Below are 25849 nucleotides of genomic sequence, written 5' to 3'. Positions count from 1 at the left end.
GACCCTGATGTGACTGTGATGTGACTGTGACGACCGAGACCCTCCTCACGGACGCGGGGAACGCGCGCATCACCTGGCACCGGGCCGGGAAGGCGCGGCTGCTGCTGGCGGTGAGCCACGGCGCCGGCGGCGGCATCGAGGCCCGCGACCTCCAGGCGCTCGCCGCCGCCCTCCCCGCGCACGGCGTGACCGTGGCCCTCGTCGAGCAGCCCTGGCGGGTGGCCGGCAAGAAGGTGGCGCCCGCGCCGAAGACACTCGACGTCGGCTGGCGCGGGATCTGGCCGGCCGTCGCGAAACCCGGGCTGCCGGTGATCGCCGGCGGACGGTCGGCGGGCGCCCGCGTGGCCTGCCGCACCGCCGCCGAGCTCGGCGCCCACGCCGTGCTCGCGCTCGGTTTCCCGCTGCACCCGCCGGGCCGGCCGGAGCGGTCCCGCGCCGCCGAACTCCTCGGCGCCGGGGTGCCCACCCTGGTGGTCCAGGGCGGCAACGACCCGTTCGGCAGGCCCGCGGAGTTCCCGGAGGGGCCGTACGAGCTCGTCGAGGTGCCTCACGGCGATCACGGCCTGGCCGTGCCCAAACGGGCGGGGATCAGCCAGGAGCAGGCTCTGGAAACGGTCACCTCCGCCGTCGTCCGATGGACCGCGGGCCTGGGGTGACGGGCGGGGAATGTTGCGGCGCGGGGCGCTGTTGAGGCGGACGGAAGTGCTGAACACGCAGCACCGACGTCGTGGGAGAGGAAGTCCGCCGCATGGGTTCGACCATCTGCCCGCTCGCCGCCCACCACCACCCGGTGGACGGGCCGCGCCCGGGAGAGTCCGATTCGAGCCGCAGCAGCCGCCCGGATCTGGACTGGACGGTGCTGCACGCGGCCAAGACCACTCCTTTCGGAGCGGCGGCAGGCACCGGTCGTCGTCTATCCTCCGATTCGAGTGGGGCCGGTGTCGGTCCCGCCCGCGATCTTGAGGAGGTGGGTCCGGTCACCGGTACCGACGCAGGGACCGACAACGGCCAGGCGGAGCTGCCCGAGGGCCAGGGCGCAGGCGTGGGAGCGAGCCCGGAGTCGACCGCGGAGCGCAGCGCGCGCTTCGAGCGGGACGCGCTCGAGTTCCTCGACCAGATGTACTCGGCCGCGCTGCGCATGACGCGCAACCCGGCCGACGCCGAGGACCTGGTGCAGGAGACGTACGCCAAGGCGTACGCGTCCTTCCACCAGTTCCGCGAGGGCACCAACCTCAAGGCCTGGTTGTACCGGATCCTCACCAACACCTTCATCAACTCGTACCGCAAGAAGCAGCGCGAACCCCAGCGCAGCGCGGCCGAGGAGATCGAGGACTGGCAGCTGGCGCGCGCCGAGTCGCACATGTCGACCGGTCTGCGGTCGGCCGAGTCGCAGGCGCTGGACCACCTGCCCGACTCGGACGTGAAGGCAGCGCTCCAGGCCATTCCCGAGGAATTCCGCATCGCCGTGTACCTCGCCGATGTCGAGGGCTTTGCGTACAAGGAGATCGCGGACATCATGGGGACACCCATCGGTACGGTGATGTCCCGGCTGCACCGGGGCCGCCGGCAACTGCGCGGCATGCTCGAGGACTACGCCCGAGAGCGCGGGCTGGTGCCGGCCGGCGCCGGCAAGTCGGACGAAGCGAAAGGCTCGGGCTCATGAGCTGCGGAGAGCCGCACGAGACGGACTGCGGTGAGGTCCTCGACCATCTCTACGAGTTCCTCGACAGTGAGATGCCGGACGTCGATCGCGACAAGTTCAAGCAGCACTTCAGCGAGTGCTCGCCGTGCCTGGAGAAGTACGGGCTGGAAGAGGCGGTGAAGAAGCTCGTCAAGCGGTGCTGCGGCCATGACGACGTACCCTCCGACCTGCGTTCCAAGGTCATGGGCCGGCTCGACCTGATCCGTTCGGGACAGACCGTGCCCGAACACGACGTGACGGCCGCCCCGCAGGAGTCCTGACGACCGCCCAGCGGGAGTACCGGCGGTCGCCCAGCAGGCGTTCCGGTGGCCGTCCCGCCGGACGGGGCTGAACGGCCACGCGCCGGAGCCCTGACGAACGCCGTCACCCGAATGTGCTAATCCGCGGGTGATACGCCCATAGAGCCACCCCCCGCCACCCTAGGCTCCGGAACCTGAACCGGAGCCTGCGGAAGGCGTGGCCGGGGGGAGGGTGGCATGGGAGAGATCCCGGTGCGGGCGCGGGTGTACGTGGTCTGCGTCGCCCTCGGGGCCCTGCCCTGTCTGCTGCCGCTGCCGTCGGTGCGCACCCCCTGGTGGGCGGTCCCGCTGCTCGCCGCGCTGTACGCCGGCGGTGAGCGGATCGCCCGCCGCCGCTTCGCCGGCACCTTCTACCCCGTGCTGCTCGCCGGGGCCTTCCTGCTGCCGCCGTACGCCGCCGCGCTCGTGCCGCTGCCCGGCGCGCTGCTCTCCGCCGTCGAGCAGCGGCCCTGCCTGCCGCGGCGGATCTGCCGCGCCGCCCACCTGGCGATCGCCGTGTGGGCGGCCGCCCGCGTGCACGGCGCGCTGGACGCGCGGCACGCCGTGGAGGCCTCCGACTTCCCGCAGGTGTTCCTGCCGGCCGGAGCCGCCGTCCTGGTGTTCTGCGCGGTGCTCGCCGCGCTCGACGGCTCGATCCTCGCGCTGGCCGAGGGGCTGCCGCCGACGCGGGTGTGGTGCGGGCTGTTCCGGGGGTCGCTCGCGCCCGTCGCGGTGCACGGGCTGGCCGGGCTGATGATGGCCGTCCTCTGGCACAGCCCCTACGGGCCGGTCGCCGCGCTGCTCGTGCTCTTCCCGATGGCCGTCTCCTGGTGGATGTTCGCCCAGTACCACCGGGAACGGGCCGCCCACCAGGCCACGATCCGCGCGCTGGTGCAGGCCGTCGACATCAAGGACGGGTACACCCGCGGCCACAGCGAGCGGGTCGGACAGGCCTCGATGATGATCGCGCGCGAGCTGGGCATGGACGAGGGGCGGGTCGAGGTGCTCCGCTTCGCCGGGATCCTGCACGACGTCGGCAAGCTCGGCGTCCCCACCCGGCTGCTGCGCAAGGACGGGCCGCTGACGCCGGAGGAACGCCGGGTGATCGAACTGCACCCGGAGTACGGGCACGAGATCACCCGGGGCATCTCCTTCCTCGGTGAGGCCCGCTCGGCGATCCTCCACCACCACGAGCGGGTCGACGGCAGCGGCTACCCCTACGGGCTGGTGGGCAGCCAGATCCCCGAGTGCGCGCGGGTGGTGGCGGTGGCCGACGCCTTCGACGCGATGACCTCGACCCGGTCCTACAGCAGGGCGCGTCCGGTGGCGGTGGCCCTGGAGGAGCTCCAGCGGTGCTCGGGCTCCCAGTTCGACCCCCGGATGGTGGCCGCGCTGGTCCGGGTGATCGGCCGGGAGGGGTGGCGGCCCGTGGTCACGGCCGACGAGCCCCGGCCCACGGTGCCGCCCCCCGCCCCCGTCCCCGGCGGGTCCGGAGCGCGCCGATGACCACCCGCCGCCCCCTGGCCGCCCTGCACGGCAGCGCCGCCGTCCTGGTCGCCGGCTCCCTCCTGGTCACCTTCCGCTCGGGCGTCGAGGAACGCCCCGTCGCGCTCGCCTTCGGGGTCCTCGTCGCCGTCGGCGAGCTGACCCTTCCACCCTCCAGGCTCCTGCCGGCCGGGGCGGCCCTGAGGAGCGGGCCCGCGCCGCGCGAGGCCGCGCCGCTCGGGGCCGCCGGGGCGCTGTCGTACGCGCTGCTCGGCGAGCACGCCGGGCAGGCCTCGCACCACGGCGTCGCGCAGGTCGTCTCCGTCGTGTTCGCCGCCTCCCTGCTCGGCACCGTGCCGCACCTCGCACGCGGGGAGGGGCCCGTCCTGGACCACCTGGCCCGCCGGGTCCTGGCCGTCGGCTTCGCCGCCGTGTGCTTCCAGCCCCTCTACCACCACGGGGTGTTCGACCGCTGGAGCGGCCCTGCGTACGCCCTGCTGCTGCTCGCGCTGCTCGTCCTCACCGTGCTGTGCGACGCGGTGGTCGCGGCCGCGCTCGCGCACTCCCGCACCCGCTGGCCGTTCGCCCCGCTGCTCCGCGACGAGCTGCGGTCGGTGCCCGGGATCGGGTCGGCCGTGTGCGCGACGGGCGCGGTGATGGCGCTCGCGGTGGCCGTGGTCGGGCTGTGGGCGCTGCCCGTGTTCTCGGTGCCGCTGCTGCTCACCCAGCACTCCCTGCGCCGGTACGCCGCCGTCCGCGCCACCTACCGGCAGACCATCGCCTCCCTCGCCCGGGCCACCGAGATCGCCGGGTACACCCCCGCCGGGCACGCCCGCCGGGTCGCCGCCCTCAGCCAGGCCGTGGGCCGGGACCTGGGACTGACGGAGCCCGAGCTCACGGTCCTGGAGTACGCGGCGCTGATGCACGACATCGGCCAGCTCAGCCTCGTCGACCCGGTCCCGGCCGGGGCCACGGCCGGGCTGCCGGTCGCGGAGCAGCGGCGGATCGCGCTGCTGGGCGGGGCCGTCGTCCGGCAGACCGGGGCGGACGGGCAGGTCGCGGCGGTCGTGGAGCGGCAGGCCGACCCCTATCCCGAGCAGCCGGTCGCCGCCCGGATCGTGCGGGTGGTGAACGCCTACGAGGAGAAGGTGCGCGACGCCGGCCCCGGCGGACCGCTCACCGCGCTGGAGGAGCTGCGGCTGGGGACGGGCACGAACTACGCTCCCGAGGTGGTGGAGGCGCTCGCCCGGGTACTGGGGGACCAGGGGCGTGGCGGATGAACGCCACGGCCGGAGGGGCCCGCGAGCGGGGGTCGGGACGGTCTGACCCTCCCCGCCGATGGGTAACCCATGGGTAATGAGCGACCTTCCAGCCACACGTGGTTGGATGCGAGGGAGAGGGTGTCCGGGGGCACCGGCCAGCCCACACCACGGAACTGGCAGGCGGGAATCGTGAGGATCTTCGGCAAGGTACGGCACCGGCCCTCCGCCTCCTGGCGGCAGGCCACCGACCGCGCGTTCACCCTGATCGGCGACGGCCGGTACGAGGACGCGGGTGCGCTGCTGACACGTGCCGCCGATCTGGAGCCCTGGCTGTCGGAGTCCTGGTTCAACCTCGCCCTGCTGCACAAGTTCCGGCACGACTGGGAGCAGGCCCGCACCGCCGGACTGCGCGCGGTCGCCCTCCTCGACCGGGAGACCGGCGCCCCCGACTGGTGGAACGTCGGCATCGCGGCGACCGCCCTGCAGGACTGGCCGCTGGCCCGCCGCGCCTGGCAGGCCTACGGGCTGAACGTGCCGGGCGGTGCCGCCGTCGCCGGCGAGCCGCTCGGCATGGACCTGGGCAGCGCCGCCGTACGGCTGTCGCCCGAGGGGGAGGCCGAGGTGGTGTGGGGGCGGCGGCTGGACCCGGCCCGGATGGAGGTGCTGTCGATCCCGCTGCCGTCGTCCGGGCGGCGCTGGGGCGAGGTCGTCCTGCACGACGGGGTGCCGCACGGCGAGCGGACCACGTCCGCCGGGCACGCCTACCCCGTCTTCGACGAGATCGAGCTGTGGGCGCCGTCGCCGGTGCCGACCTGGGTGGTCCTGCTGGAGGCCGCCACCGAGTCCGACCGGGACGCGCTGGAACAGCTCGCCGGCGACGCGGGGTTCGCCGCGGAGGACTGGTCGTCGTCGGTGCGGCTGCTGTGCCGGATGTGCTCGGAGTCGCGGATGCCCTCCGACGAGGGCGACGGCGAGCACCTGGACCCGCACGACCACAGCGAACCGGGGCATCCCGGGCCGCTCGGGCACCGCACCGACGGGCAGTTGTGGGTGCCGGAGCGGGAGTGCGGGGTGGCCGCGCCGGCGTCTTTGGTGCGGGGCCTGCTGGACGGGTGGGTCGCCGACAGCCCGGACTCCAGGGACTGGCGTGATCTCGAAGAGGTCTGCTGAGGCCGCCCCCCGGCTCCGGGCCCGTCGGGGCCGGTCCCGCCCGCGCGGCGGAGCCGCAGGTCGGACCCGGCCCGGCGCCCCCTCACGGCGCCTCCCCGTACCCTGTATCCGCAACTTCACCCCCCGTTTTGAGGAAGGCATCGTCGGTCATGGCGCAGCAGGACACCGATCAGCAGCACGCGGGCGTGCTCCCCGTGGACGACGAGGGCTTCGTCATCGACACCCAGGACGCCGAGGAGCGGGAGCGGGCGTACCGCGAGCGCGGCACCTCGCGGCCGATCACCGTCGTCGGCAACCCGGTGCTCCACAAGGAGTGCGCGGACGTCACCGAGTTCGACGACGAACTGCTCAAGCTGGTGGACGACATGTTCGCCAGCCAGCGCACCGCGGAGGGCGTGGGCCTGGCCGCCAACCAGATCGGTGTCGACCTCAAGGTCTTCGTCTACGACTGCCCCGACGACGAGGGCGTGCGGCACACCGGCGTGGTCTGCAACCCCAAGCTCGTGGAACTGCCCGCGGACCGGCGCCGGCTGGACGACAGCAACGAGGGCTGCCTGTCGGTGCCGACCGCGTACGCGCCGCTCGCGCGGCCGGACTACGCCGAGGTGACCGGTCAGGACGAGAAGGGCAACCCGATCAAGGTACGCGGCACCGGATACTTCGCACGGTGTTTGCAGCACGAGACCGACCACCTCTACGGGTACCTGTACATCGACCGCCTCTCCAAGCGGGAACGCAAGGACGCGCTGCGGCAGATGGCCGAGAACGAACCTCGCTACCCCGTGGTGGCCAACGGCTGAGCCACGCTCCGCGCCCCCGCACCCACCGACGCCTGGCCGGGATCCCTCCCGGCCGGGCGTCGTTCGTGTGCCCGACGCGCGGTCGATCGCTGCTGCACATCCGCTGATCCGCAATCGGTCATCGGAGGGGCTTTCTCGTCAGGTTGAGGGAGCGAATGCAGCAAATCCGTTCCCAGAGCGGTCAGTTGTAGTGCTGAATGGATGTGCGGGGATACGCAACGGCGCACGCCCGGCATGGCGGGAGAGGTGTGCGCCACTGGCGGCTGAGAGGGGTTGTTCGTGCCAGCTTTCCCATACAGCACCACATACAGCACCACATGCAGCACCACGGCGACGGTGACCGCGGTCGCGGTCCCGCCCTCGCTCTCCCTCCCGGTCGTCGAGGCGGTGTTTCCCCGGCAACTGCACCCGTATTGGCCCCGGTTGCAGGAGAAGACGCGCGCCTGGCTGCTGGAAAAGCGGCTCATGCCGGCCGACAAGGTCGCCGAATATGCCGACGGCCTGTGCTACACCGACCTGATGGCGGGGTACTACCTCGGTGCCTCCGAGGAGGCCCTCCAGGCCATCGCCGACTACAGCGCCTGGTTCTTCGTCTGGGACGACCGCCACGACCGCGACGTCGTGCACGGCCGGACCGGCGACTGGCGGAGGCTGAGGTCCCGCCTGCACGCGGCGCTGGACGCGCCGAACGCGCACCTGCGTCACGAGGATCCGCTGGTCGCCGGGCTGGCGGACAGCGTGGGCCGGCTGTTCTCCTTCCTCCCCGGCACCTGGAACGCCCGGTTCACCCGGCACTTCCACGCCGTCATCGAGGCCTACGACCGGGAATTCCGCAACCGCGTCGAGGGGCGGATCCCGGCCGTCGAGGAGTACCTCGCGCTGCGCCGGCTCACCTTCGCCCACTGGATCTGGACGGACCTGCTGGAGCTGAGCGCGGGGCACGAAATACCGGAACCGATACGAAAACATCCGGCCTATCGGCGGGCAGCCCTGCTGAGTCAGGAATTCGCCGCCTGGTACAACGACCTCTGCTCGCTTCCCAAGGAAATAGCGGGCGATGAGGTGCACAATCTCGGAATCAGTCTCGTCACCCATGAGGGAATGAGCCTGGAAGAGGCTGTCGAGGATGTCCGGCGGCGCATCGAGCAATGCATATCGGAGTTCCTTGCCGTGGAGAAGGACGTACTGCGGCTGGCCGACCGGCTGGACGACGGGACGGTCCACGGAAAGCAGGTGAGCACCGCCGTCGGTGCCTGTCTCGCGAACATGCGCAACTGGTTCAGCTCCGTCTACTGGTTCCACCACGAGTCGGGCCGCTACAGGGTCGACAGCTGGGACGACCGGTCCACCCCTCCGTACGTCAGCAACGAACCGGCAGGTGAGAAATGACCGTCGAGTCGGTGAACCCCGCGACGCCCGACGCCCCGGAACTGCGAGAGCCGCCCCTGGCCGGCGGCGGGATTCCGCTTCTCGGCCACGGCTGGAGGCTCGCCAGGGATCCGCTGGCCTTCATGACCCGGCTGCGCGACCACGGCGACGTCGTCCGCATCAGGCTCGGCCCCAAGACGGTGTACGCCGTCACCGCCCCCGCCCTCACCGGGGAGCTGGCCCTCAGCCCCGACTACATCATCGCCGGACCCCTGTGGGAGTCCCTGGAGGGCCTGCTCGGCAAGGAGGGCGTGGCCACCGCCAACGGGCCGACGCACCGGCGCCAGCGGCGCACCATCCAGCCCGCGTTCCGGCTCGACGCCATCCCGGCCTACGGGCCGATCATGGAGGAGGAGACGCACGCGCTCGCCGAGCGCTGGAAGGGCGGCGGGACGATCGAGTGCACCTCGGAGTCGTTCCGCATCGCGGTCCGCGTCGCCGCCCGCTGCCTGCTGCGCGGCCGGTTCATGGACGAACGAGCGGAGCGGCTGTGCACCGCCCTCGCCAGTGTGTTCCACGGTACGTACCAGCGCATGGTGGTACCGCTCGGGCCGCTGTACAAACTACCGCTTCCGGCCAATCGGGAATTCAACCGGGCCCTGGCCGATTTGCATCTCCTGGTCGACGAGATCATCGCCGAACGCCGGGCGTCCGGTCAAAGGCCGGACGATTTGCTGACGGCATTGCTGGAAGCGAAGAACGACAATGGCGACCCCATCGGGGAACAGGAGATCCACGATCAGGTCGTCGCGATACTCACCCCCGGCAGCGAAACCATCGCGGCCACGATCATGTCTCTGCTGCTGGTCCTCGCCGACCACCCGGAACACGCCGACAAAGTACGGGCCGAGGTCGAGGCCGTAACCGCGGGGCGGCCCGCCGCATTCGAGGACGTGCGCAAGCTGACGCACACCAACAACGTCGTCATGGAAGCCATGCGTTTGCGTCCCGCCGTATGGATATTGACGCGGCGGGCGGTCACCGACACCGAACTCGGCGGGTATCGCATTCCGGCCGGTGCCGACATCGTGTACAGCCCGTACGCGATCCAGCGCGACCCCCGTTCCTACCGGCGGCATCTGGACTTCGACCCCGACCGGTGGCTTCCCGAGCGCTCGGGCGACGTCCCGAAGTACGCCATGCGGCCCTTCGGGGTGGGCAACCGCAAGTGCCCCAGCGACCACTTCTCCATGGCCCTGCTCACGCTGGTCACGGCGGTGCTCGCGAAGACGTTCCGCTTCGAGCAGGTCGCCGGCTCCGACGACGCGACCCGGGTGGGCATCACCCTGCGCCCGCAGCGGCTGCTGCTGGCGCCGGTGCCCCGCCGAGAGGACGCTCCTCCGGCGGACCGTCAGGCGGCCGAAGGCCCGCGGAACGTGCGCCGGTAGGCGTTCGGGGTGATGCCCAGGGCCCGCACGAACTGGTGCCGCAGCGCCGCCGCCGTCCCGAAACCGGCCCGCCCGGCGATCGCGTCGACCGTCTCGTCCGTCGCCTCCAGCAGGTGCTGGGCGAGCAGGACGCGCTGGCGCAGGATCCAGCGGTAGGGGGTGGTGCCGGTCTCCTGCTGGAAGCGGCGGGCGAAGGTGCGCGGCGCCATGTGGGCACGGGCCGCCAGCTGCTCCACGGTGACCTCCCGGTCGAGGTGCCGCTCCATCCAGGCGAGCACCTCGCCCACCGTGTCGCACCGCGACCGGGGCAGCGGCCGCTCGACGTACTGGGCCTGCCCGCCGTCGCGGTGCGGCGGTACGACCATCCGCCGGGCGATCCCGTTGGCGACCTCGGGCCCCTGCTCCTTGCGCACCAGGTGCAGACAGGCGTCGATCCCGGCGGCCGTGCCGGCCGAGGTGATCACGGGGTCGTCGTCGACGTAGAGGACGTCGGGCTCGACGCTCGTGCGCGGATACCGCCGGGCGAGCTGCTCCGCGTGCCGCCAGTGCACCGCGCAGCGCCGCCCGTCCAGCAGCCCCGCCGCGCCCAGCACGAACACCCCGGAACAGACGCTCAGCACCCGCGTCCCGCGGTCCACGGCCCGCCGCAGCGCGTCGAGCAACTCGGGCGGGTAGTCGCGCACCAGGTACGACTCCCCGGCCGGCACGGCGATCAGGTCGGCGCTCTCCAGGCGTTCCAGACCGTGCTCCGTGTGCACGCCGAAGCCCGCGGGGGTGGTCAGCGTGGGCCCCTCCGCGGAGGCGACCGCGAAGTCGTACACCGGCAGCCCCTCGTCACTGCGGTCGATGCCGAACACCTCGCACACCACACCGAGTTCGAAGGGGTGCACGCCGTCGAGGACGACCGCGGCCACGTTCTTCAGCATGCCGCCAGTGTGCCGCGCGAGTGGCAGTAATTTGAAGGTGCAGGGCAGTTCTGCCGCTGTCATGAGCGTCACGGGAGCTCGATGCTTACCCCCATGAACGCACTCAGCCCCTACCTCACGGTCCTGGCTCTCTTCCTCCTCCTCGCGGGTCCGGCGCTCGTGGGACTGGCCCGCGAACGCCGGATCGACCGTCAACTGCGGTCGGCGAGGGCTCAGAAGTCCTCGTCGAGGTCGACCGTGCCCTCCACGGCCACCTGGTACGCCGACACCCGGCGCTCGAAGAAGTTGGTCAGCTCCTGAACGCCCTGCAGCTCCATGAAGGAGAACGGGTTCTCCGAGCCGTACACCGGGGCGAAGCCGAGGCGCGTGAGGCGCTGGTCGGCGACGCACTCCAGGTACTGCCGCATCGAGTCGGTGTTCATGCCCGGCAGGCCGTCACCGCACAGATCGCGGGCGAACTGCAGCTCGGCCTCGACGGCCTCCCGCAGCATGTCGGTGACCTGCTGCTGGAGCCGGTCGTCGAAGAGGTCCGGCTCCTCCTTGCGGACGGTGTCGACGACGTCGAACGCGAAGGACATGTGCATGGTCTCGTCCCGGAACACCCAGTTGGTGCCGGTGGCGAGGCCGTGCAGCAGGCCCCGGCTGCGGAACCAGTAGACGTACGCGAAGGCGCCGTAGAAGAACAGGCCCTCGATGCACGCGGCGAAGCAGATCAGGTTGAGCAGGAAACGGCGCCGGTCGGCCCGGGACTCCAGGCGGTCCAGCTTCTCCACCGAGTCCATCCAGCGGAAGCAGAACTCGGCCTTCTCGCGGATGGAGGGGATGTTCTCGACGGCGGCGAAGGCGGCCGCGCGGTCCTCCGGATCGGGGAGGTAGGTGTCCAGGAGGGTCAGGTAGAACTGGACGTGGACCGCTTCCTCGAAGAGCTGCCGGCTGAGGTAGAGCCGCGCCTCGGGGGAGTTGATGTGCTTGTACAGCGTCAGCACCAGGTTGTTCGCGACGATCGAGTCGCCGGTCGCGAAGAAGGCGACCAGCCGGCCGATCAGGTGCTGTTCGGCCGGGGTGAGCTTGGCGAGGTCGGCCACGTCCGAGTGGAGGTCGACCTCCTCCACGGTCCAGGTGTTCTTGATGGCGTCCCGGTAGCGCTCGTAGAAGTCCGGGTAGCGCATGGGGCGCAGAGTCAGCTCGAAGCCGGGGTCGAGAAGGTTCTTCACGGTGGAGCTCATTACTGGCAGGCCTCGCAGGACTCGGGGTTTTCCAGGGAACAGGCGACGGCGTCCTCGGGCGCCGGCCGCTGGACGGGAACGGTGGCCTGTGCGGCGCGGGCGATGCGGGTCGCCGGGCGCGAGCGCAGGTAGTACGTCGTCTTGAGGCCCGACTTCCAGGCGTACGCGTACATCGAGGAGAGCTTGCCGATGGTCGGCGTCTCCAGGAACAGGTTCAGGGACTGCGCCTGGTCCAGGTACGGGGTGCGGGCGGCGGCCATGTCGATCAGGCCGCGCTGCGGGATCTCCCAGGCGGTGCGGTAGAGGGCGCGGACGTCGGCCGGGATCCAGGTGAAGTCCTGCACCGAGCCGCCCGAGTCGCGCAGCGCCTCGCGGGTGCGCGCGTCCCAGACGCCGAGCTCCTTGAGGTCCCGCACCAGGTAGGAGTTGACCTGGAGGAACTCGCCGGACAGCGTCTCGCGCTTGAACAGGTTGGACACCTGCGGCTCGATGCACTCGTAGACGCCCGCGATCGACGCGATGGTGGCGGTCGGCGCGATGGCGAGGAGCAGGGAGTTGCGCAGCCCGGTGGCGGCGATGCGCTCGCGCAGGGCCGCCCAGCGCTCCGGCCAGGTGAACTCGACGCCGTAGTGGTCCGGGTGCAGGACGCCCCGGGCGGTGCGGGTCTTCTCCCAGGCCGGCAGCGGGCCGTTGCGTTCGGCGAGGTCGGCGGAGGCCTCGTACGCGGCGAGCATGACGCGCTCGGCGATCCGGGTGGAGAGCGCCTTGGCCTCGGGGGAGTCGAAGGGCAGGCGCAGCTTGAAGAAGACGTCCTGGAGGCCCATCGCGCCGAGGCCGACCGGGCGCCAGCGGGCGTTGGAGCGGCCCGCCTGCTCGGTCGGGTAGAAGTTGATGTCGACGACGCGGTCGAGGAAGGTGACGGCGGTGCGGACGGTGTCGTCCAGCCGCTGCCAGTCGATGCCGTCGCCGTCGACGAAGGCGCCGAGGTTCACCGATCCCAGGTTGCAGACCGCCGTCTCCCCGTCGTCGGTGACCTCCAGGATCTCCGTGCAGAGGTTGGAGGAGTGCACGACGTGGCCCGGCGTCGCGGTCTGGTTGGCGGTGCGGTTGGCGGCGTCCTTGAAGGTCATCCAGCCGTTGCCGGTCTGCGCGAGGGTGCGCATCATCCGGCCGTACAGCTCGCGCGCCGGGATCGTCTTCCGCGCCAGGCCCGCCGCCTCGGCCTCGCGGTAGGCCGCGTCGAACTCCTCGCCCCACAGGTCGACCAGTTCGGGCACGTCGGAGGGGGAGAAGAGGGACCACTGCGCGTCGGCGTCCACCCGGCGCATGAACTCGTCGGGGATCCAGTGCGCGAGGTTCAGGTTGTGCGTACGGCGGGCGTCCTCGCCGGTGTTGTCGCGCAGCTCCAGGAACTCCTCGATGTCGGAGTGCCAGGTCTCCAGGTAGACCGCGGCCGCGCCCTTGCGCCGGCCGCCCTGGTTCACGGCGGCGACGGAGGCGTCGAGGGTCTTCAGGAACGGGACGATGCCGTTGGAGTGCCCGTTGGTGCCGCGGATGAGGGAGCCGCGGGAGCGGATCCGGGAGTACGACAGCCCGATGCCGCCGGCGTGCTTGGAGAGGCGGGCGACCTGGTGGTAGCGGTCGTAGATCGAGTCCAGCTCGTCCTGGGGGGAGTCGAGGAGGTAGCACGACGACATCTGGGGGTGCCGGGTGCCGGAGTTGAAGAGCGTGGGGGAGGAGGGGAGGTAGTCCAGGCGGCTCATGAGCCCGTAGAGCGCGGCGACCTCGTCCACGGCCCGCGTGGTGTCGTCCTCGGCGAGTCCGGCGGCGACGCGCAGCAGGAAGTGCTGGGGCGTCTCGACGACCTTGCGGGTGATCGGGTGGCGCAGGAGGTAGCGGCTGTGCAGGGTGCGCAGGCCGAAGTACCCGAAGCGGTCGTCGGCGTGCGGGTCGACCAGCGCGTCGAGCCGCGCGCCGTGCAGCCGTACGAACGCGGCGGTCCGGTCGGCGATCAGCCCCTCCCGGTGTCCCACCGCGACCGACCCGGTGAAGGAGGTGACGCCCTGGGAGGCGGCCTCGGCGCGGATGCCGAGGGTGAGCAGACGGGCGGCCAGCCGGGAGTAGGCGGGGTCCTCGGAGATGAGGCCGGCGGCCGCCTCCGTGGCCAGCTCGCGCAGTTCCGTCTCGTCCGCCCGCGCGGAGCGGCCCCGCAGGGCGGCGGCGGCGACCCGGCCCGGGTCGGCGTCGGGCAGGTCGGCGGTCAGCTCGGTCAGGGTCCGCAGCAGGGCGGTACCGGGACCGTCGGTGTCCTGCGGGGTGACTGAGGCCGGATCGGCTGGCGCGATGGTCACGTGGGGCTCTCCCTCGCTCGGCAAGGGGCCTGGCGGAGAGCAGGGGGGCAGCACACGAGCGCGCACGGCGTCGCGTCCACCGGCCCACTCCACGAGGCCCGGACGTCAAGGCACCCGAGCCGGACGGCCGGGCGCACTGTCGGCAGGTCCTCGGACTGGACAGGTGTGCGCACACGGGTAGGGGCGCACACCTGTACACCGTTGCGGGACAGTTCCGGATTCGCACCGGATTCCCCTGCGGCGACAGCGAGCACGAGCATACATCTTGTGCTCGCCCGTCACGCCACCCCCAGATGTTGTGTTGCGAGTGATCTCAGAGCGTCAACCGGTAGGCCATGAGAGTGATGTCGTCCAGGTGCGGCACGGGATTCCAGTCCCGCTCGGGTGTGCGGACGAAGCCCAGGCGCTCGTAGAGCCGGTGGGCGGTGTGCATGGCCCGCTGGCTCGACAGCACGACGGCCGTGCAGCCCCGCGTGGTCCGCGCACGCTCGACACAGGCCCGCACGAGGGCCTCGCCGGCGCCCCGGCCGCGCTGCTCGCGGGCGACCGCCAGCGCGCGGATCTCGGCCTCGCCGGGGCGGGCGATGTCGGCGACGGGCCCGGGGCCCGGTACGAAGGTGACCCCGCCCAGGAGCAGGTCGCCCGCCACGGCCACGAGGACGGTGGCGGCGGCCGCCCGCGCGGCCACGTCCTTCAGCACGGGCAGGTACGGGTCGCCCTCGCCGTAGTCGAGGAGTCCGTCGTCGAGGTAGGCGCGGGCGGTCAGGTCGCCGAGGCCGGCGTACTCGGAGGGTTCCGCTTCCCGGATCCGTATGTCCATGGCGCGCAGTCTGCCCCACGCACACGACGGTGGGCCGCCGGATTTCTCCGCCGGCCCACCGCGAGCTCTGCCGCGTGTGACGTTCTGGCTAGTGGGACGTTCTGGCTAGTGGGACGTTCCGGCGGTCGCCGGCGGCAGCTCCACCTGGACGCCCGGGTCGCCGGCGTCCGCCGTGTAGTCCTCCGGGCTCGTCTCGTCGACGCCCTCCGGGGCCTTCAGCGCCTTCAGGACGAAGGTCAGGACCACCGTCACCACCACGTTCAGCACGAACGCCGTCAGACCGATGTACCCGATCTCGCCGATGCCGGGGATCTCCTTCGCCGACCCGCCGAAGTGCTTCTGGGTGGGGGAGGCCACGCCGTACGCGGCGAGCGTGCCGTAGGCCATGCCGACGGCCCAGCCCCCGAGCAGCGCCCAGCGGTGGAACCAGCGGGTGAACAGGCCGCCGACCAGGGCCGGGAAGGTCTGCAGGATCCAGATGCCGCCGAGGAGCTGGAAGTTGATGGCCACCGTCTTGTCCATCGTCAGGACGAAGGCCAGGGCGCCCACCTTCACCAGCAGCGAGACCAGCTTGGAGACGCGGGTCTCCTCCTTGGGCGTGGCGTCCGGCTTGATGAAGTCCTTGTAGATGTTGCGGGTGAACAGGTTCGCGGCCGCGATGGACATGATCGCCGCCGGGACCAGCGCGCCGATGCCGATCGCGGCGAAGGCCACGCCCGCGAACCAGTCCGGGAACATGTCCTCGAACAGCTGCGGGATGGCCAGCTGCCCGTTGGTGACCTTGACCCCGGCCGCGATCGCCATGAAGCCCAGCAGGGCCAGCAGGCCGAGCATGAGGGAGTACAGCGGCAGGATCGTGGTGTTGCGGCGGATCACCTCACGGCTCTTCGAGGACAGCGTCGCGGTGATCGAGTGCGGGTACATGAAGAGCGCCAGCGCGGAGCCCAGGGCCAGCGTGGCGTACGTCCACTGACCCGCCTCGGCCGGCACCAGCGCGCCGCGCGGCTTGTCCGTCGCCGGGTTGACCTGCGCGAACGCGTCACCCGCCTGGGCGAAGACGTCGTCGAACCCGCCCAGCTTGATCGGGATGTAGATGATCGCCACCGCGATCACGATGTAGATCAGCGTGTCCTTCACGAACGCGATCAGGGCGGGGGCGCGCAGCCCCGACGAGTACGTGTACGCGGCCAGCACGCCGAAGGCGAGCAGCAGCGGCAGGTCCTTGACGAACCAGTTGGTGTTCTCGCCGCCGCCGACGCCCATCACGTCCAGCACGGCCTGGATGCCGACGAGCTGGAGCGCGATGTACGGCATGGTCGCGAGGATGCCGGTGAGGGCCACGGCCAGCGACAGGCCCTTGGACCCGAACCGGCCGCGCACGAAGTCCGAGGTGGTGACGTACCCGTGCTTGTGCGAGACCGACCACAGGCGCGGCAGGAAGGTGAAGATCAGCGGGTAGACCAGGATCGTGTACGGGACGGCGAAGAAGCCGGACGCGCCGGCCGCGTAGATCGCCGCCGGGACCGCCACGAACGTGTAGGCCGTGTACAGGTCGCCGCCCAGCAGGAACCAGGTGATCCAGGTGCCGAACGACCGGCCGCCCAGACCCCATTCGTCGAGGCTGTGCTCGTTCTCGGCCCTGCGCCAGCGGGCCGCGAGGAAGCCCATGACGGTCACGGCCAGGAAGAAGAGGACGAAGACGGCGAGCGCGACGCCGTTCACACCGTCGTTCACCGGGACGCACCCCCGCCCGAGGCCCTGCGGGCGCGCTGGTCACGCCGCCACAGCTGGTACGCGATCACCGTGAGCGCGGTGGAGACCAGCACCCAGGCCATCTGGTACCAGTAGAAGAAGGGGACGCCGATCAAGGTCGGCTCCACCTTCGCGTACGAGCCGACCCACAGCATCGCCACGAAGGGCGCGAACAGGCAGAGGGCGATGACGACGCGCACGGGCGTCACCACCGGACCTCTTGAGACTTCTGATGCTTCCGACATCGGGCGGCTCCATCCCCTCGTTGATCGCGCGGGCAACGCACGCGAAATGTAGGGGACGAATAAACGTCGACGGAAGACCTCGTCCGGATACCGGGCCCTTCGGTCCTGCCCGCTCCGCCCGCGCCGGGGCGGGCCGCCTACTCCTGCGGGCGCTTCAGCCGGGCCACGAACTTGTACCGGTCCCCCCGGTAGACGGACCGCACCCACTCCACCGGCTTGCCCTCCTTGTCCAGGGAGTGCCGGGACAGCATCAGCATCGGCAGGCCCACGTCGGTGCCGAGCAGACCCGCCTCGCGCGGGGTGGCCAGCGAGGTCTCGATGGTCTCCTCGGCCTCGGCGAGGTGGACGTCGTAGACCTCGGCGAGGGCGGTGTAGAGGGAGGTGTACTTCACCAGCGACCTGCGCAGGGCGGGGAAGCGCTTGGCCGACAGATGCGTCGTCTCGATCGCCATGGGCTCGCCGTTGGCCATGCGCAGCCGCTCGATGCGCAGCACGCGTCCGCCGGCGGTGATGTCGAGGAGCCCGGCCAGCCGGTCGTCGGCCGTGATGTAGCCGATGTCCAGGAGCTGGGAGGTGGGTTCGAGGCCCTGGGCGCGCATGTCCTCGGTGTACGAGGTGAGTTGCAGCGCCTGGGAGACCTTCGGCTTGGCGACGAACGTGCCCTTGCCCTGGATGCGCTCCAGCCGGCCCTCGACCACCAGCTCCTGAAGGGCCTGGCGCACGGTCGTGCGCGAGGTGTCGAACTCGGCCGCGAGGGTCCGCTCGGGCGGCACCGGGGTGCCGGGCGACTGGGTCTCCGTCATGTCGAGCAGGTGCTTCTTCAGGCGGTAGTACTTGGGCACGCGCGCGGTACGGACGGTAGCCCCACCCTCGTTCTCCGCACTGCTGACGTCGGTACTCATGGCCTGCCTTCCCGGCTCCGGGTGCCGAACGGCCGACATCCCATCGGCCGCGGCTCACATCGTGGCACGGGTTCGTGGGCGGGGTGACCGGTGCGGGTGACCTCGCACGCTCCGTGATCCCCTCTGTATACCCGCGGGACCCGTCTTGGTCTAGTCCAGCACGCCGCCGGGGGGCGGTGGTTCGTTCCGCGCGGGGCCTCCGGCAGGCGCCCCAGAAATTGAAAAGTCCCTGCATATCGCGGTCGCGTAACGGACGACTCCACGCCCGTGAAGCACCCTTGACAGCCCTATTGGTCTGAGCCAAGCTCCCCCGTACTGGTCTACACCATTGGTCCAGGTCCTGGCCCCACGGACGGTACGCGTTGACGCTCGACCGCGGCGGGGAGGCAGGGGGGTTTGTGGCATCCCTGAGGAGGATGGCGTGAAGCGCAAGCTGATAGCCGCGATCGGTATCGCGGGCATGATGGTCTCCATCGCGGCGTGCGGGGACAGTGACAACGGGGGCTCGGACAAGGGCACCGAGGCCAAGGAACTGACGGTCTGGCTCACCGTCGACGCCCAGAACAACTGGCCCGAACTGGTGAAGGCCGCCGACGCGGCGGTGCAGAAGGAGCACCCCGGCCTCGAGATCAACCACGAGTACTACGGCTGGCCGGACAAGAACGCCAAGCTCGACGCGGTCCTCGCCACCGACAAGGCCCCCGACGTCGTCGAGATGGGCAACACCGAGATGCTCGGCTACATGGTCAAGGGCGCCTTCGCCCCCCTCGACGCCTCGCGGTTCGACAACTCCTCCGCCTGGCTGGACGGCCTCAAGGCCTCGGTGACCTACGAGGACAAGACCTACGGCGTCCCGTACTACGCCGGCGGCCGTGTCGGCAACTGGCGCAAGGACCTCTTCGCCGCCGCGGGCGTGAAGACCGCCCCGACCACGTACGCCGAGCTGACGGCCGCCCTGGACAAGGTCCAGGAGAAGGAGGGCGACACCTTCAGCGCCTGGTACCAGCCCACCCGCGACTGGTACGCGGCCATGTCCTTCGTCTACGACGCCGGCGGCTCCATCGCGGTCGAGTCGGGCGGCGAGTGGAAGGCCAACCTCTCCTCGCCGGAGTCCGTCAAGGGCCTCAACGAGTTCAAGAAGATCGTCGACGCCTACATGCACGGCGACAAGACCAAGGACGAGTCCGACCGCTACATCGTCTACGGCCAGGGCAAGTCCGCCATGATCTTCGGCGCCGCCTGGGAGGGCGCGACCGCCGAGGCCCCGGAGAACGACAAGACCGGCAAGCTCAAGGGCAACCTGGAGAACTTCGTCGTGCCCGGCCCCTCCGGCAAGAACCTCCCGGTCTTCCTGGGCGGCTCCGACCTCGCCGTGCCGGTGAAGTCGGACGCGCAGGACCTCGCCGCCGAGTGGATCAACGCCTTCACCGGCCCCTCCGGCCAGAAGGGCCTGATGGCCAAGGGCAACCTGCCCAACAACAAGACCGACCTCGCGACCCTGAAGAGCGACCCCGAGACGGTCGTGCCGGCCACCGCCGCCGAGTCCAACTGGTTCGTCCCGATGGCCCCGGGCTGGGGCCAGGTCGAGAAGGCCCAGGTGCTGCAGACCATGCTCCAGAACATCGGTACCGGCAAGAAGACGGTCGAGGAGGCCGCGAAGGAGGCGGACGCCGCGATCGACAAGGTCATCAACACCAAGTGACCTGAGAGCAGGGCCCGGCCCCCGGGGGCCGGGGGCCGGGGGCCGGGGCCCTGCTTCCCGTACGACCGAGGGACCGCTGAGGAGCGCGCGGATGAGTGCCGCAGACACGACCACTGCCGAAGTGCCGCCCATGCGGCCGTCACCGCTCCCGGGCGCGGGAGCGAAGTCCCCGCACCGACCACCCCGCGGGCGGGCCCCGGGCGGGACCCCGGTCCCCTGGCTGCTGCTCGCCCCCTGTCTGCTGGTCCTGCTGCTGGTGATGGGCTATCCGCTGGTCCGCCTGGTCACCCTGTCCTTCCAGAAGTTCGGGCAGTCCCAGCTGTGGGGCTTCCAGCCGGCCGAGTCGGTCGGCTTCGACAACTTCACCGCCGTGCTGGGCGACGGCGAGTTCTGGGCGGTCGTCCTGCGCACGATCGTCTTCGCGGCCGGCTGCGTGATCTTCACGATGGTCGCCGGCATGCTGATCGCGCTGCTGCTCCAGCGGGTCTCCGGCTGGGTCAGGACGCTGGTCAACATCGCCCTGGTGGCGAGCTGGGGCATGCCGATCATCGTCGCCACGACCGTCTTCAAGTGGCTCTTCGACGCCGACTACGGCATCCTCAACGCGGTCCTGAGCAAGCTGCCCGGTGTCGAGCTGATCGGCCACAACTGGTTCGCGAGCGGACCGCAGGGCCTCGCCGTGATCATGCTCCTGGTGGTCTGGGGAGCCGTCCCGTTCGTCGTCATCACCCTCAGCGCCGGCCTCACCCAGGTCCCCAAGGAGCTGGAGGAGGCCGCCCGCCTCGACGGCGCGGGCAGCTGGGGCGTCTTCCGGTACGTCACCCTGCCCGTCCTCAAGCCGATCGTCGTGATGCTCACGACCCTGTCGGTCATCTGGGACATGGGCGTCTTCCCGCAGGTCTTCGTGATGCGCAACGGCCATCCCGAGGCCGAGTTCCAGCTTCTGACGACGTACTCCTACGACCGCGCCTTCGTCGTCAACGACTACGCCCAGGGCTCGGCGATCGCCCTGATCACCGTACTGCTGCTGCTCGGCGTGGTCGCCGTCTACATGCGCCAGATGCTGAAGATCGGAGAGGTCGAATGAGCACGGTTTCCGCTCCGGGGCGGTCGAAGCTCGGCTGGAACCTCCTCGGTCTCCTCGTCTTCGTCACCGCCGGCTTCCCCGTCTACTGGATGCTCAACACCGCGTTCAAACCGGCGAAGGACGCCATCGACCCGGACCCGAGCCTGCTGCCCACGGGCCTCACCCTGGCCAACTTCGGCCGGGCGCTGGACATCGCCGACTTCTGGGGACCGGTCGCCCGCAGCCTGGTCGTCTCCCTGACGGTCGTCGCGATCGGCGTCGCCGTCGGCATGCTGGCCGCCCTCGCCATCTCCCGGTTCGCCTTCCGCGGCCGCAAGATCGTGATCGTCGGCATCCTGGCCGTCCAGATGGTCCCGCTCGTCGCCATGATCATCCCGGTCTTCCTGCTCCTGAACGACCTGGGCCAGTACGACCGGCTGACCGGCCTGATCATCACCTACCTGACCTTCATCCTCCCCTTCACGGTGTGGACGCTGCGCGGCTTCATCGTCAACATCCCCAAGGAGCTGGAGGAGGCCGCGATGGTCGACGGCTGCTCCCGCACCGGCGCCTTCCTCCGCGTCGTCTTCCCGCTGCTGGCCCCGGGCATGGTCGCCACCTCGGTCTACGGCTTCATCCAGGCCTGGAACGAGTACCTCTACGCCCTGATGCTGCTCAGCCAGAAGAACCAGACCGCGACCGTCTGGCTCGGCAACTTCACCACCAAGCACGGCACCGAGTACGCCCCGATGATGGCCGGCGCCACCATGATGGCCGTACCGATCGTCGTCCTCTTCCTCCTCGTCCAGCGCAAGATGGCCGCGGGTCTGACCGCGGGCGCCGTGAAGGGATAACGCCCCGATGACGACACTCGCCAGCGGCACCGACACTCTGACGCGCGACGCCCTGACGGTCCTCCAGCCCGGTTTCCCCGGCACCACCGCCCCCGACTGGCTGCTGCGCCGCCTGGGTGAGGGCCTCGCCTCCGTCGGCCTGTTCGGCCGAAACATCGCCTCCCCCGAACAACTCGCCTCACTGACCGCCCAGTTGCGCGCGGAACGCGACGACGTACTCGTCGCCATCGACGAGGAGGGCGGCGACGTCACCCGCCTGGAGGTGCGCACCGGCTCCAGCTTCCCCGGCAACCACGCGCTGGGCGCGGTGGACGACGTGGAGCTGACCCGGCAGGTCGCCCACGAACTCGGCCGGCGACTCGCCGCCTGCGGGGTCAACTTCAACTGGGCCCCCTCGGCCGACGTGAACTCCGACCCCGGCAACCCCGTGATCGGCGTCCGCTCCTTCGGCGCCGACCCCGCCCTGGTGGCCCGGCACACCGCCGCCTACGTCACCGGCCTGCAGACGGCGGGCGTCGCCGCCTGCACCAAGCACTTCCCGGGCCATGGCGACACCGCCGTCGACTCCCACTACGCCCTGCCCCGCGTCGACGCCGGCCCCGAGCTGCTGGCCGCGCGCGAGCTGGCCCCCTTCCGCGCCGCGATCGCCGCCGGCACCCGCGCGGTGATGAGCGCCCACATCCTCGTCCCCGCCCTGGACCCCGACCGGCCGGCGACGCTGTCCCGCCCCGTCCTGACCGACCTCCTGCGCGGCGACCTCGGCTACGACGGCCTGATCGTCACCGACGGCATGGAGATGCGGGCCGTCGCCGCCACCTACGGCATCGAACGCGGCAGCGTCCTCGCCGTCGCCGCCGGCGCGGACGCCATCTGCGTGGGCGGCGGCCTCGCCGACGACGAGACGGTACGCCGCCTGCGCGACGCGCTCGTCACGGCCGTCCGCACGGGCGAACTGCCCGAGGAGCGCCTGGCGGACGCGGCACGGCGGGTACGGGCGCTGGCCCGCTGGTCGGCCTCCACCGCCGTGTCCGCCGACGGGGGCGCGCCGCGCGCCGACGTGGGTCTGGCCGCCGCCCGCCGCGCCCTGCGCCTCACCGGCGCGGACCGCTTCACACCGCTCACCGACGCCCCGTACGTCGCCGCCCTCACGCCCGTCGCCAACATCGCCGTCGGCGACGAGACACCGTGGGGCGTGGCCGCCGAGCTCGCCCGTCTCCTGCCGGGCACCGCGACGGGCAGCTTCACCGGCGAGCACGCGGGGCGCGCGGCGCTGGCCGCGGCGGGGGAGCGGCGCATCGTGGCCGTGGTCCGCGACGAACACCGCCACCCGTGGATGGCGGCGGCCCTGGACACGCTCCTCGCCGCCCGCCCCGACACGCTCGTCGTCGAGATGGGCGTCCCCCAGGCCGCTCCCCGCGGCGCCCTCCACCTCGCCACCCACGGCGCGGCCCGCGTCTGCGGCCGGGCGGCGGCGGAGGTCATCGCGGGCGGCCGGTGACCCGCCGGTCCGCCGCACGCCGAAGGCGCCGGCCCCCTTCCGGGACCGGCGCCTTCGGCGTGCGTGACGACAGGGCCTGGCTAGATGCCCTGCCACCGCGGCTTGTTCGCGTACGTGTGCCGGAAGTACTCGGCGAGCTTCAGCTTGGACGCGGCGGCCTCGTCCACGACGACCGTGGCGTGCGGGTGCAGCTGGAGCGCGGAGGCGGGGCAGACCGCGGCGACCGGCCCTTCGACGGTCGCCGCGACCGCGTCCGCCTTGCCCTCGCCCGTCGCGAGCAGCACCAGGTGCCGCGCCTCCAGGATGGTGCCGATGCCCTGTGTGATGACGTGGTGCGGGACCTGCTCGATGTCACCGTCGAAGAACCGGGCGTTGTCGACGCGGGTCTGCTCGGTCAGCGTCTTGATCCGCGTCCGCGAGGCGAGCGAGGAGCACGGCTCGTTGAACCCGATGTGCCCGTCGGTGCCGATGCCGAGCAGTTGCAGATCGACCCCGCCGGCCTCGGCCAGCGCCCGGTCGTACGCCTCGCACGCCGACGGCACGTCCTCGGCCGTGCCGTCGGGGCCGAGGAACGCGTCCATGCCGATGCCGAGCGGCTCCAGCACCTCCCGCCGCAGCACGGAGCGGTAGGACTCCGGATGGTCGGCGGGCAGCCCCGCGTACTCGTCGAGCTGGGCGATCCGCGCCCGTGAGGTGTCCACGGCACCGGAGCGCACCCTGGTCGCGAGCGCCTGGTAGATCGGCAGCGGGGTGGACCCGGTGGCCACGCCGAGCAGGGCGTCGGGCTTGCGTCGCAGGAGCTGGGCCATGGCCTCGGCGATGAGTTCGCCGCCCGACCTGGCGTCCGGAACGATGACAACTTCCACGCTGGGCCTGCCGTTCTGGAGAGAGAGCTGAGGGCTGGAAGGAGGGTGTGGGGAGGGGCTCGACACGGGCGACTGGAAGGCTAATGTGGTTTAGACCAATCTAGCAGAGGGGGGTCCCGCGGGCACGGCGCACGACGGCGGCCGGCCGGTGCGCGGGACCGTCCGGCGCACGCCCCGGCGCCGACGCGACGGCGCGAGCGGGAGGAACGCGACGCGTTCGCGGAAATTGCCCCGTCCAACGGCCCCGCGGAGCAACCCGCACAGGCTAGGCTGCGGGGTGGACGCCAGGGCGTCCGACCAGTCACCCGGAGCCGGGCCGCCGGTACGCGGACCGATTCCGGCGCACCACCTCCGGCGCATGGACACAGGCAAGTGGTCCAGTCCACAATCGTGTGGACGTCGTGCGAAGGAGCACCACCGCACTTCCGCCTTCCCCGCACAGGAGGGCGGACCGAGGATCCGGAGCTCTCTGCCCTGACTGCCCCGGCTCCTCACCTTTCGGCCGACCGGGACCGCACACCCCACGGCCGGGATTGCTCCGGGCTGCGGTGCCGGGAGGGTTGAGGGTCCCTCTCAGGCGCCGCGGCCCGCGGGTGTTTTTCGGCCAGGTCCGGCGACCCGGGTACGCTCGCAGACGTGCCCTCCATGAACGAACTCGTACGCCAGCACACCGCACTCGGCGACTCCGACCTCGAGTGGCTCCACCTGCTGGTCTCGGAGTGGCAGCTGCTCTCCGACCTCTCCTTCGCCGACCTGGTCCTGTGGGTCCCCACCCGCGACGGCACCCGCTACGTCTCCGTCGCCCAGATGCGCCCCAACACCGGGCCCACCTCCTACCAGGACGACATGGTCGGCCACCTCGTGCCCCGAGGCCGCCGCCCCCTGCTGGACGCCGCCCTGGACGAGGGCCGGATCGTGCGCGAGGGCGACCCGGAGTGGCGCGAGGAGGTTCCCGTCCGGGTCGAGTCCATCCCCGTCCGGCGGGAGGGCCGTGTCCTGGGCGTCATCGCCCGCAACACCAACCTGCTCACCGTGCGCACCCCGAGCCGTCTGGAGCTGACCTACCTCCAGAGCGCCTCCGACCTCGCGCAGATGATCGCGGCCGGCTCCTTCCCCTTCCCCGACCAGCAGATGGACATGGACGCGGCCCCCCGGGTCGGCGACGGCCTGATCCGCCTCGACGCTGACGGCATCGTCCAGTACGCCTCCCCGAACGCGCTGTCCGCCTACCACCGCATGGGCCTCGCCTCCGACCTGGTCGGCCAGCACCTCGGCCAGATCACCGCCGAACTCGCCCCGACCCGGGGCCCGGTCGACGAGGCGCTCGCCAAGGTCGCCAGCGGCTGGGCGCCCCGCGAGTTCGAGATCGAGGCCCACGACGGGGTCATCCAGTTCCGCGCGATCCCGCTCAAGCCCAAGGGCGCCCGCATCGGCTCCCTCGTCCTGCTCCGGGACGTCACCGAACTGCGACGCCGCGAGCGAGAGTTGATCACCAAGGACGCCACCATCCGGGAGATCCACCACCGGGTGAAGAACAACCTCCAGACGGTGGCGGCCCTGCTGCGCCTCCAGGCCCGGCGCATCGAGTCCGAGCGCGGCCGGGAGGCCCTGGAGGAGGCAGTGCGCCGGGTCGGCTCGATCGCCATCGTGCACGAGACGCTGTCCCAGAACCTGGACGAGCGGGTGGAGTTCGACGAGATCGCCGACCGCGTCCTCGCCATGGTGGCCGAGATCTCCCCGGGCAAGGTCACCGGCCGCCGCAGCGGACGCTTCGGCATCCTGGACGCGGAGGTCGCCACCCCGCTCTCCATGGTCCTCACCGAGATCCTCCAGAACGCCCTGGAGCACGGCTTCCGCGAGGGCGACACCGGCACCGTCGAGGTGTCCGCCGTCCGGGGCGGCTCCACCAAGGAGGCGCGGCTGCTGGTCACCGTCCAGGACGACGGCGTCGGCCTGCCCGCCGGCTTCGACCCGCACACCTCCGGCAACCTCGGCCTGCAGATCGTACGGACGCTGGTCGAAGGGGAGTTGGGTGGCACCTTCGACATGGTCCCGGCCCCGGAGCGCGGCACACAGGTCATCCTGGACATCCCGGTGCAGGCGCAGAAGTAGGGCCCCGCACACAGCA

At 71.4% G+C, this 25849-nt stretch carries 22 protein-coding genes and 1 riboswitch; of the genes, 14 read left to right on the top strand and 8 right to left on the bottom strand.

Annotation, left to right across the window (positions count from 1 at the left end):
• The first annotated feature begins 26 nt into the window (after positions 1-26).
• The 9 genes from ACFV9M_RS27420 (at position 27) to ACFV9M_RS27380 (ending at position 9513) form a co-directional block, all read left to right on the top strand.
• Positions 27-656 carry an alpha/beta family hydrolase gene (locus ACFV9M_RS27420; RefSeq protein ID WP_385061851.1) on the top strand — a complete coding sequence of 210 codons (630 nt, stop codon included), beginning with the start codon at positions 27-29 and terminating at the stop codon, positions 654-656.
• A gap of 311 nt (positions 657-967) precedes the next feature.
• Positions 968-1663 carry a sigma-70 family RNA polymerase sigma factor gene (locus ACFV9M_RS27415; protein ID WP_385061941.1) on the top strand — a complete coding sequence of 232 codons (696 nt, stop codon included), beginning with the start codon at positions 968-970 and terminating at the stop codon, positions 1661-1663.
• Positions 1660-1962 carry a mycothiol system anti-sigma-R factor gene (gene rsrA, locus ACFV9M_RS27410; RefSeq protein ID WP_385061849.1) on the top strand — a complete coding sequence of 101 codons (303 nt, stop codon included), beginning with the start codon at positions 1660-1662 and terminating at the stop codon, positions 1960-1962. Before ACFV9M_RS27415 ends, rsrA begins: the two co-directional genes overlap by 4 nt.
• Positions 1963-2178: 216 nt before the next feature.
• On the top strand, positions 2179-3486 hold the full coding sequence (locus tag ACFV9M_RS27405; RefSeq protein WP_385061847.1) for an HD-GYP domain-containing protein: 1308 nt from the start codon (positions 2179-2181) through the stop codon (positions 3484-3486).
• On the top strand, positions 3483-4745 hold the full coding sequence (locus ACFV9M_RS27400) for an HD-GYP domain-containing protein (protein ID WP_385061845.1): 1263 nt from the start codon (positions 3483-3485) through the stop codon (positions 4743-4745). The genes ACFV9M_RS27405 and ACFV9M_RS27400 overlap by 4 nt, the downstream gene beginning before the upstream one ends.
• Positions 4746-4916: 171 nt before the next feature.
• A complete protein-coding gene (locus ACFV9M_RS27395) occupies positions 4917-5897 on the top strand; it encodes a tetratricopeptide repeat protein (RefSeq protein ID WP_385061843.1) in 981 nt (326 codons plus the stop codon).
• 149 nt (positions 5898-6046) lie between these two features.
• Positions 6047-6697: a peptide deformylase gene (gene def / locus ACFV9M_RS27390; protein WP_385061841.1), complete on the top strand. Its 651-nt coding sequence runs from the start codon at positions 6047-6049 to the stop codon at positions 6695-6697.
• A gap of 279 nt (positions 6698-6976) precedes the next feature.
• Positions 6977-8086, top strand: coding sequence for an epi-isozizaene synthase (cyc1, locus tag ACFV9M_RS27385; RefSeq protein ID WP_385061839.1), 1110 nt, complete (start codon positions 6977-6979; stop codon positions 8084-8086).
• Positions 8083-9513, top strand: a complete 1431-nt coding sequence (locus ACFV9M_RS27380) for a cytochrome P450 (RefSeq protein WP_385061837.1) — start codon at positions 8083-8085, stop codon at positions 9511-9513. Before cyc1 ends, ACFV9M_RS27380 begins: the two co-directional genes overlap by 4 nt.
• On the opposite strand, the gene ACFV9M_RS27375 is transcribed toward ACFV9M_RS27380, so the two are convergent.
• From ACFV9M_RS27375 to ACFV9M_RS27345, 7 genes are all read right to left on the bottom strand, one after another.
• Complete coding sequence (locus ACFV9M_RS27375; RefSeq protein ID WP_385061835.1) at positions 9477-10439, bottom strand: GlxA family transcriptional regulator; 963 nt, start codon at positions 10437-10439, stop codon at positions 9477-9479. The genes ACFV9M_RS27380 and ACFV9M_RS27375 overlap by 37 nt on opposite strands.
• A 212-nt stretch (positions 10440-10651) precedes the next feature.
• On the bottom strand, positions 10652-11665 hold the full coding sequence (locus ACFV9M_RS27370) for a ribonucleotide-diphosphate reductase subunit beta (RefSeq protein ID WP_385061834.1): 1014 nt from the start codon (positions 11663-11665) through the stop codon (positions 10652-10654).
• The gene (locus ACFV9M_RS27365) at positions 11665-14016 is read right to left on the bottom strand and encodes a ribonucleoside-diphosphate reductase subunit alpha (RefSeq protein WP_385061832.1); all 2352 of its coding nucleotides are present in this window, start codon (positions 14014-14016) and stop codon (positions 11665-11667) included. Before ACFV9M_RS27365 ends, ACFV9M_RS27370 begins: the two co-directional genes overlap by 1 nt.
• 123 nt (positions 14017-14139) lie before the next feature.
• A riboswitch (cobalamin riboswitch) is annotated at positions 14140-14289 on the bottom strand.
• 40 nt (positions 14290-14329) lie between these two features.
• Positions 14330-14836, bottom strand: coding sequence for a GNAT family N-acetyltransferase (locus tag ACFV9M_RS27360; protein WP_385061830.1), 507 nt, complete (start codon positions 14834-14836; stop codon positions 14330-14332).
• 105 nt (positions 14837-14941) lie between these two features.
• Positions 14942-16570: a monocarboxylate uptake permease MctP gene (mctP, locus tag ACFV9M_RS27355; protein WP_385061828.1), complete on the bottom strand. Its 1629-nt coding sequence runs from the start codon at positions 16568-16570 to the stop codon at positions 14942-14944.
• The gene (locus ACFV9M_RS27350; protein ID WP_385061826.1) at positions 16567-16833 is read right to left on the bottom strand and encodes a DUF3311 domain-containing protein; all 267 of its coding nucleotides are present in this window, start codon (positions 16831-16833) and stop codon (positions 16567-16569) included. Before ACFV9M_RS27350 ends, mctP begins: the two co-directional genes overlap by 4 nt.
• A 137-nt stretch (positions 16834-16970) precedes the next feature.
• Positions 16971-17735: a GntR family transcriptional regulator gene (locus tag ACFV9M_RS27345; RefSeq protein ID WP_385061824.1), complete on the bottom strand. Its 765-nt coding sequence runs from the start codon at positions 17733-17735 to the stop codon at positions 16971-16973.
• 421 nt (positions 17736-18156) lie between these two features.
• Between ACFV9M_RS27345 and ACFV9M_RS27340 the strand changes: the two genes are divergently transcribed.
• The 4 genes from ACFV9M_RS27340 (at position 18157) to ACFV9M_RS27325 (ending at position 22855) form a co-directional block, all read left to right on the top strand.
• Entirely contained in the window at positions 18157-19437 is a 1281-nt protein-coding gene (locus ACFV9M_RS27340) for an extracellular solute-binding protein (protein WP_385061822.1), read from the top strand.
• Positions 19438-19528: 91 nt separating this feature from the next.
• A complete protein-coding gene (locus ACFV9M_RS27335) occupies positions 19529-20524 on the top strand; it encodes a carbohydrate ABC transporter permease (protein ID WP_385061820.1) in 996 nt (331 codons plus the stop codon).
• Positions 20521-21357 carry a carbohydrate ABC transporter permease gene (locus ACFV9M_RS27330; protein WP_385061818.1) on the top strand — a complete coding sequence of 279 codons (837 nt, stop codon included), beginning with the start codon at positions 20521-20523 and terminating at the stop codon, positions 21355-21357. The genes ACFV9M_RS27335 and ACFV9M_RS27330 overlap by 4 nt, the downstream gene beginning before the upstream one ends.
• A 7-nt stretch (positions 21358-21364) precedes the next feature.
• Positions 21365-22855 carry a glycoside hydrolase family 3 protein gene (locus ACFV9M_RS27325; RefSeq protein WP_385061816.1) on the top strand — a complete coding sequence of 497 codons (1491 nt, stop codon included), beginning with the start codon at positions 21365-21367 and terminating at the stop codon, positions 22853-22855.
• A gap of 80 nt (positions 22856-22935) precedes the next feature.
• Here ACFV9M_RS27325 and nagB read toward each other — a convergent pair whose 3' ends face one another.
• Positions 22936-23721, bottom strand: coding sequence for a glucosamine-6-phosphate deaminase (gene nagB, locus ACFV9M_RS27320; protein WP_385061814.1), 786 nt, complete (start codon positions 23719-23721; stop codon positions 22936-22938).
• Between the two features lie 645 nt (positions 23722-24366).
• On the opposite strand from nagB, the gene ACFV9M_RS27315 reads away from it, so the two are divergent.
• Positions 24367-25833 carry a sensor histidine kinase gene (locus tag ACFV9M_RS27315; protein WP_385061939.1) on the top strand — a complete coding sequence of 489 codons (1467 nt, stop codon included), beginning with the start codon at positions 24367-24369 and terminating at the stop codon, positions 25831-25833.
• Positions 25834-25849 lie beyond the last annotated feature (16 nt).

The sequence above is a fragment of the Streptomyces sp. NPDC059895 genome (assembly GCF_042731035.1).
Taxonomy (GTDB): domain Bacteria; phylum Actinomycetota; class Actinomycetes; order Streptomycetales; family Streptomycetaceae; genus Streptomyces.
The sequence above is the reverse complement of the archived record's forward strand: the minus strand, read 5'-3'. Positions and strand labels throughout refer to the sequence as shown.

Coding starts and splice junctions, on each gene's coding strand:
- ACFV9M_RS27380 (WP_385061837.1), top strand. CDS start 8,083: ATGACCGTCGAGTCGGTGAACCCCGCGACGCCCGACGCCCCGGAACTG.
- rsrA (WP_385061849.1), top strand. CDS start 1,660: ATGAGCTGCGGAGAGCCGCACGAGACGGACTGCGGTGAGGTCCTCGAC.
- ACFV9M_RS27350 (WP_385061826.1), bottom strand. CDS start 16,833: ATGTCGGAAGCATCAGAAGTCTCAAGAGGTCCGGTGGTGACGCCCGTG.
- ACFV9M_RS27325 (WP_385061816.1), top strand. CDS start 21,365: ATGACGACACTCGCCAGCGGCACCGACACTCTGACGCGCGACGCCCTG.
- ACFV9M_RS27400 (WP_385061845.1), top strand. CDS start 3,483: ATGACCACCCGCCGCCCCCTGGCCGCCCTGCACGGCAGCGCCGCCGTC.
- ACFV9M_RS27335 (WP_385061820.1), top strand. CDS start 19,529: ATGAGTGCCGCAGACACGACCACTGCCGAAGTGCCGCCCATGCGGCCG.
- ACFV9M_RS27370 (WP_385061834.1), bottom strand. CDS start 11,665: ATGAGCTCCACCGTGAAGAACCTTCTCGACCCCGGCTTCGAGCTGACT.
- ACFV9M_RS27345 (WP_385061824.1), bottom strand. CDS start 17,735: ATGAGTACCGACGTCAGCAGTGCGGAGAACGAGGGTGGGGCTACCGTC.
- ACFV9M_RS27315 (WP_385061939.1), top strand. CDS start 24,367: ATGAACGAACTCGTACGCCAGCACACCGCACTCGGCGACTCCGACCTC.
- ACFV9M_RS27330 (WP_385061818.1), top strand. CDS start 20,521: ATGAGCACGGTTTCCGCTCCGGGGCGGTCGAAGCTCGGCTGGAACCTC.
- ACFV9M_RS27360 (WP_385061830.1), bottom strand. CDS start 14,836: ATGGACATACGGATCCGGGAAGCGGAACCCTCCGAGTACGCCGGCCTC.
- def (WP_385061841.1), top strand. CDS start 6,047: ATGGCGCAGCAGGACACCGATCAGCAGCACGCGGGCGTGCTCCCCGTG.
- ACFV9M_RS27405 (WP_385061847.1), top strand. CDS start 2,179: ATGGGAGAGATCCCGGTGCGGGCGCGGGTGTACGTGGTCTGCGTCGCC.
- ACFV9M_RS27375 (WP_385061835.1), bottom strand. CDS start 10,439: ATGCTGAAGAACGTGGCCGCGGTCGTCCTCGACGGCGTGCACCCCTTC.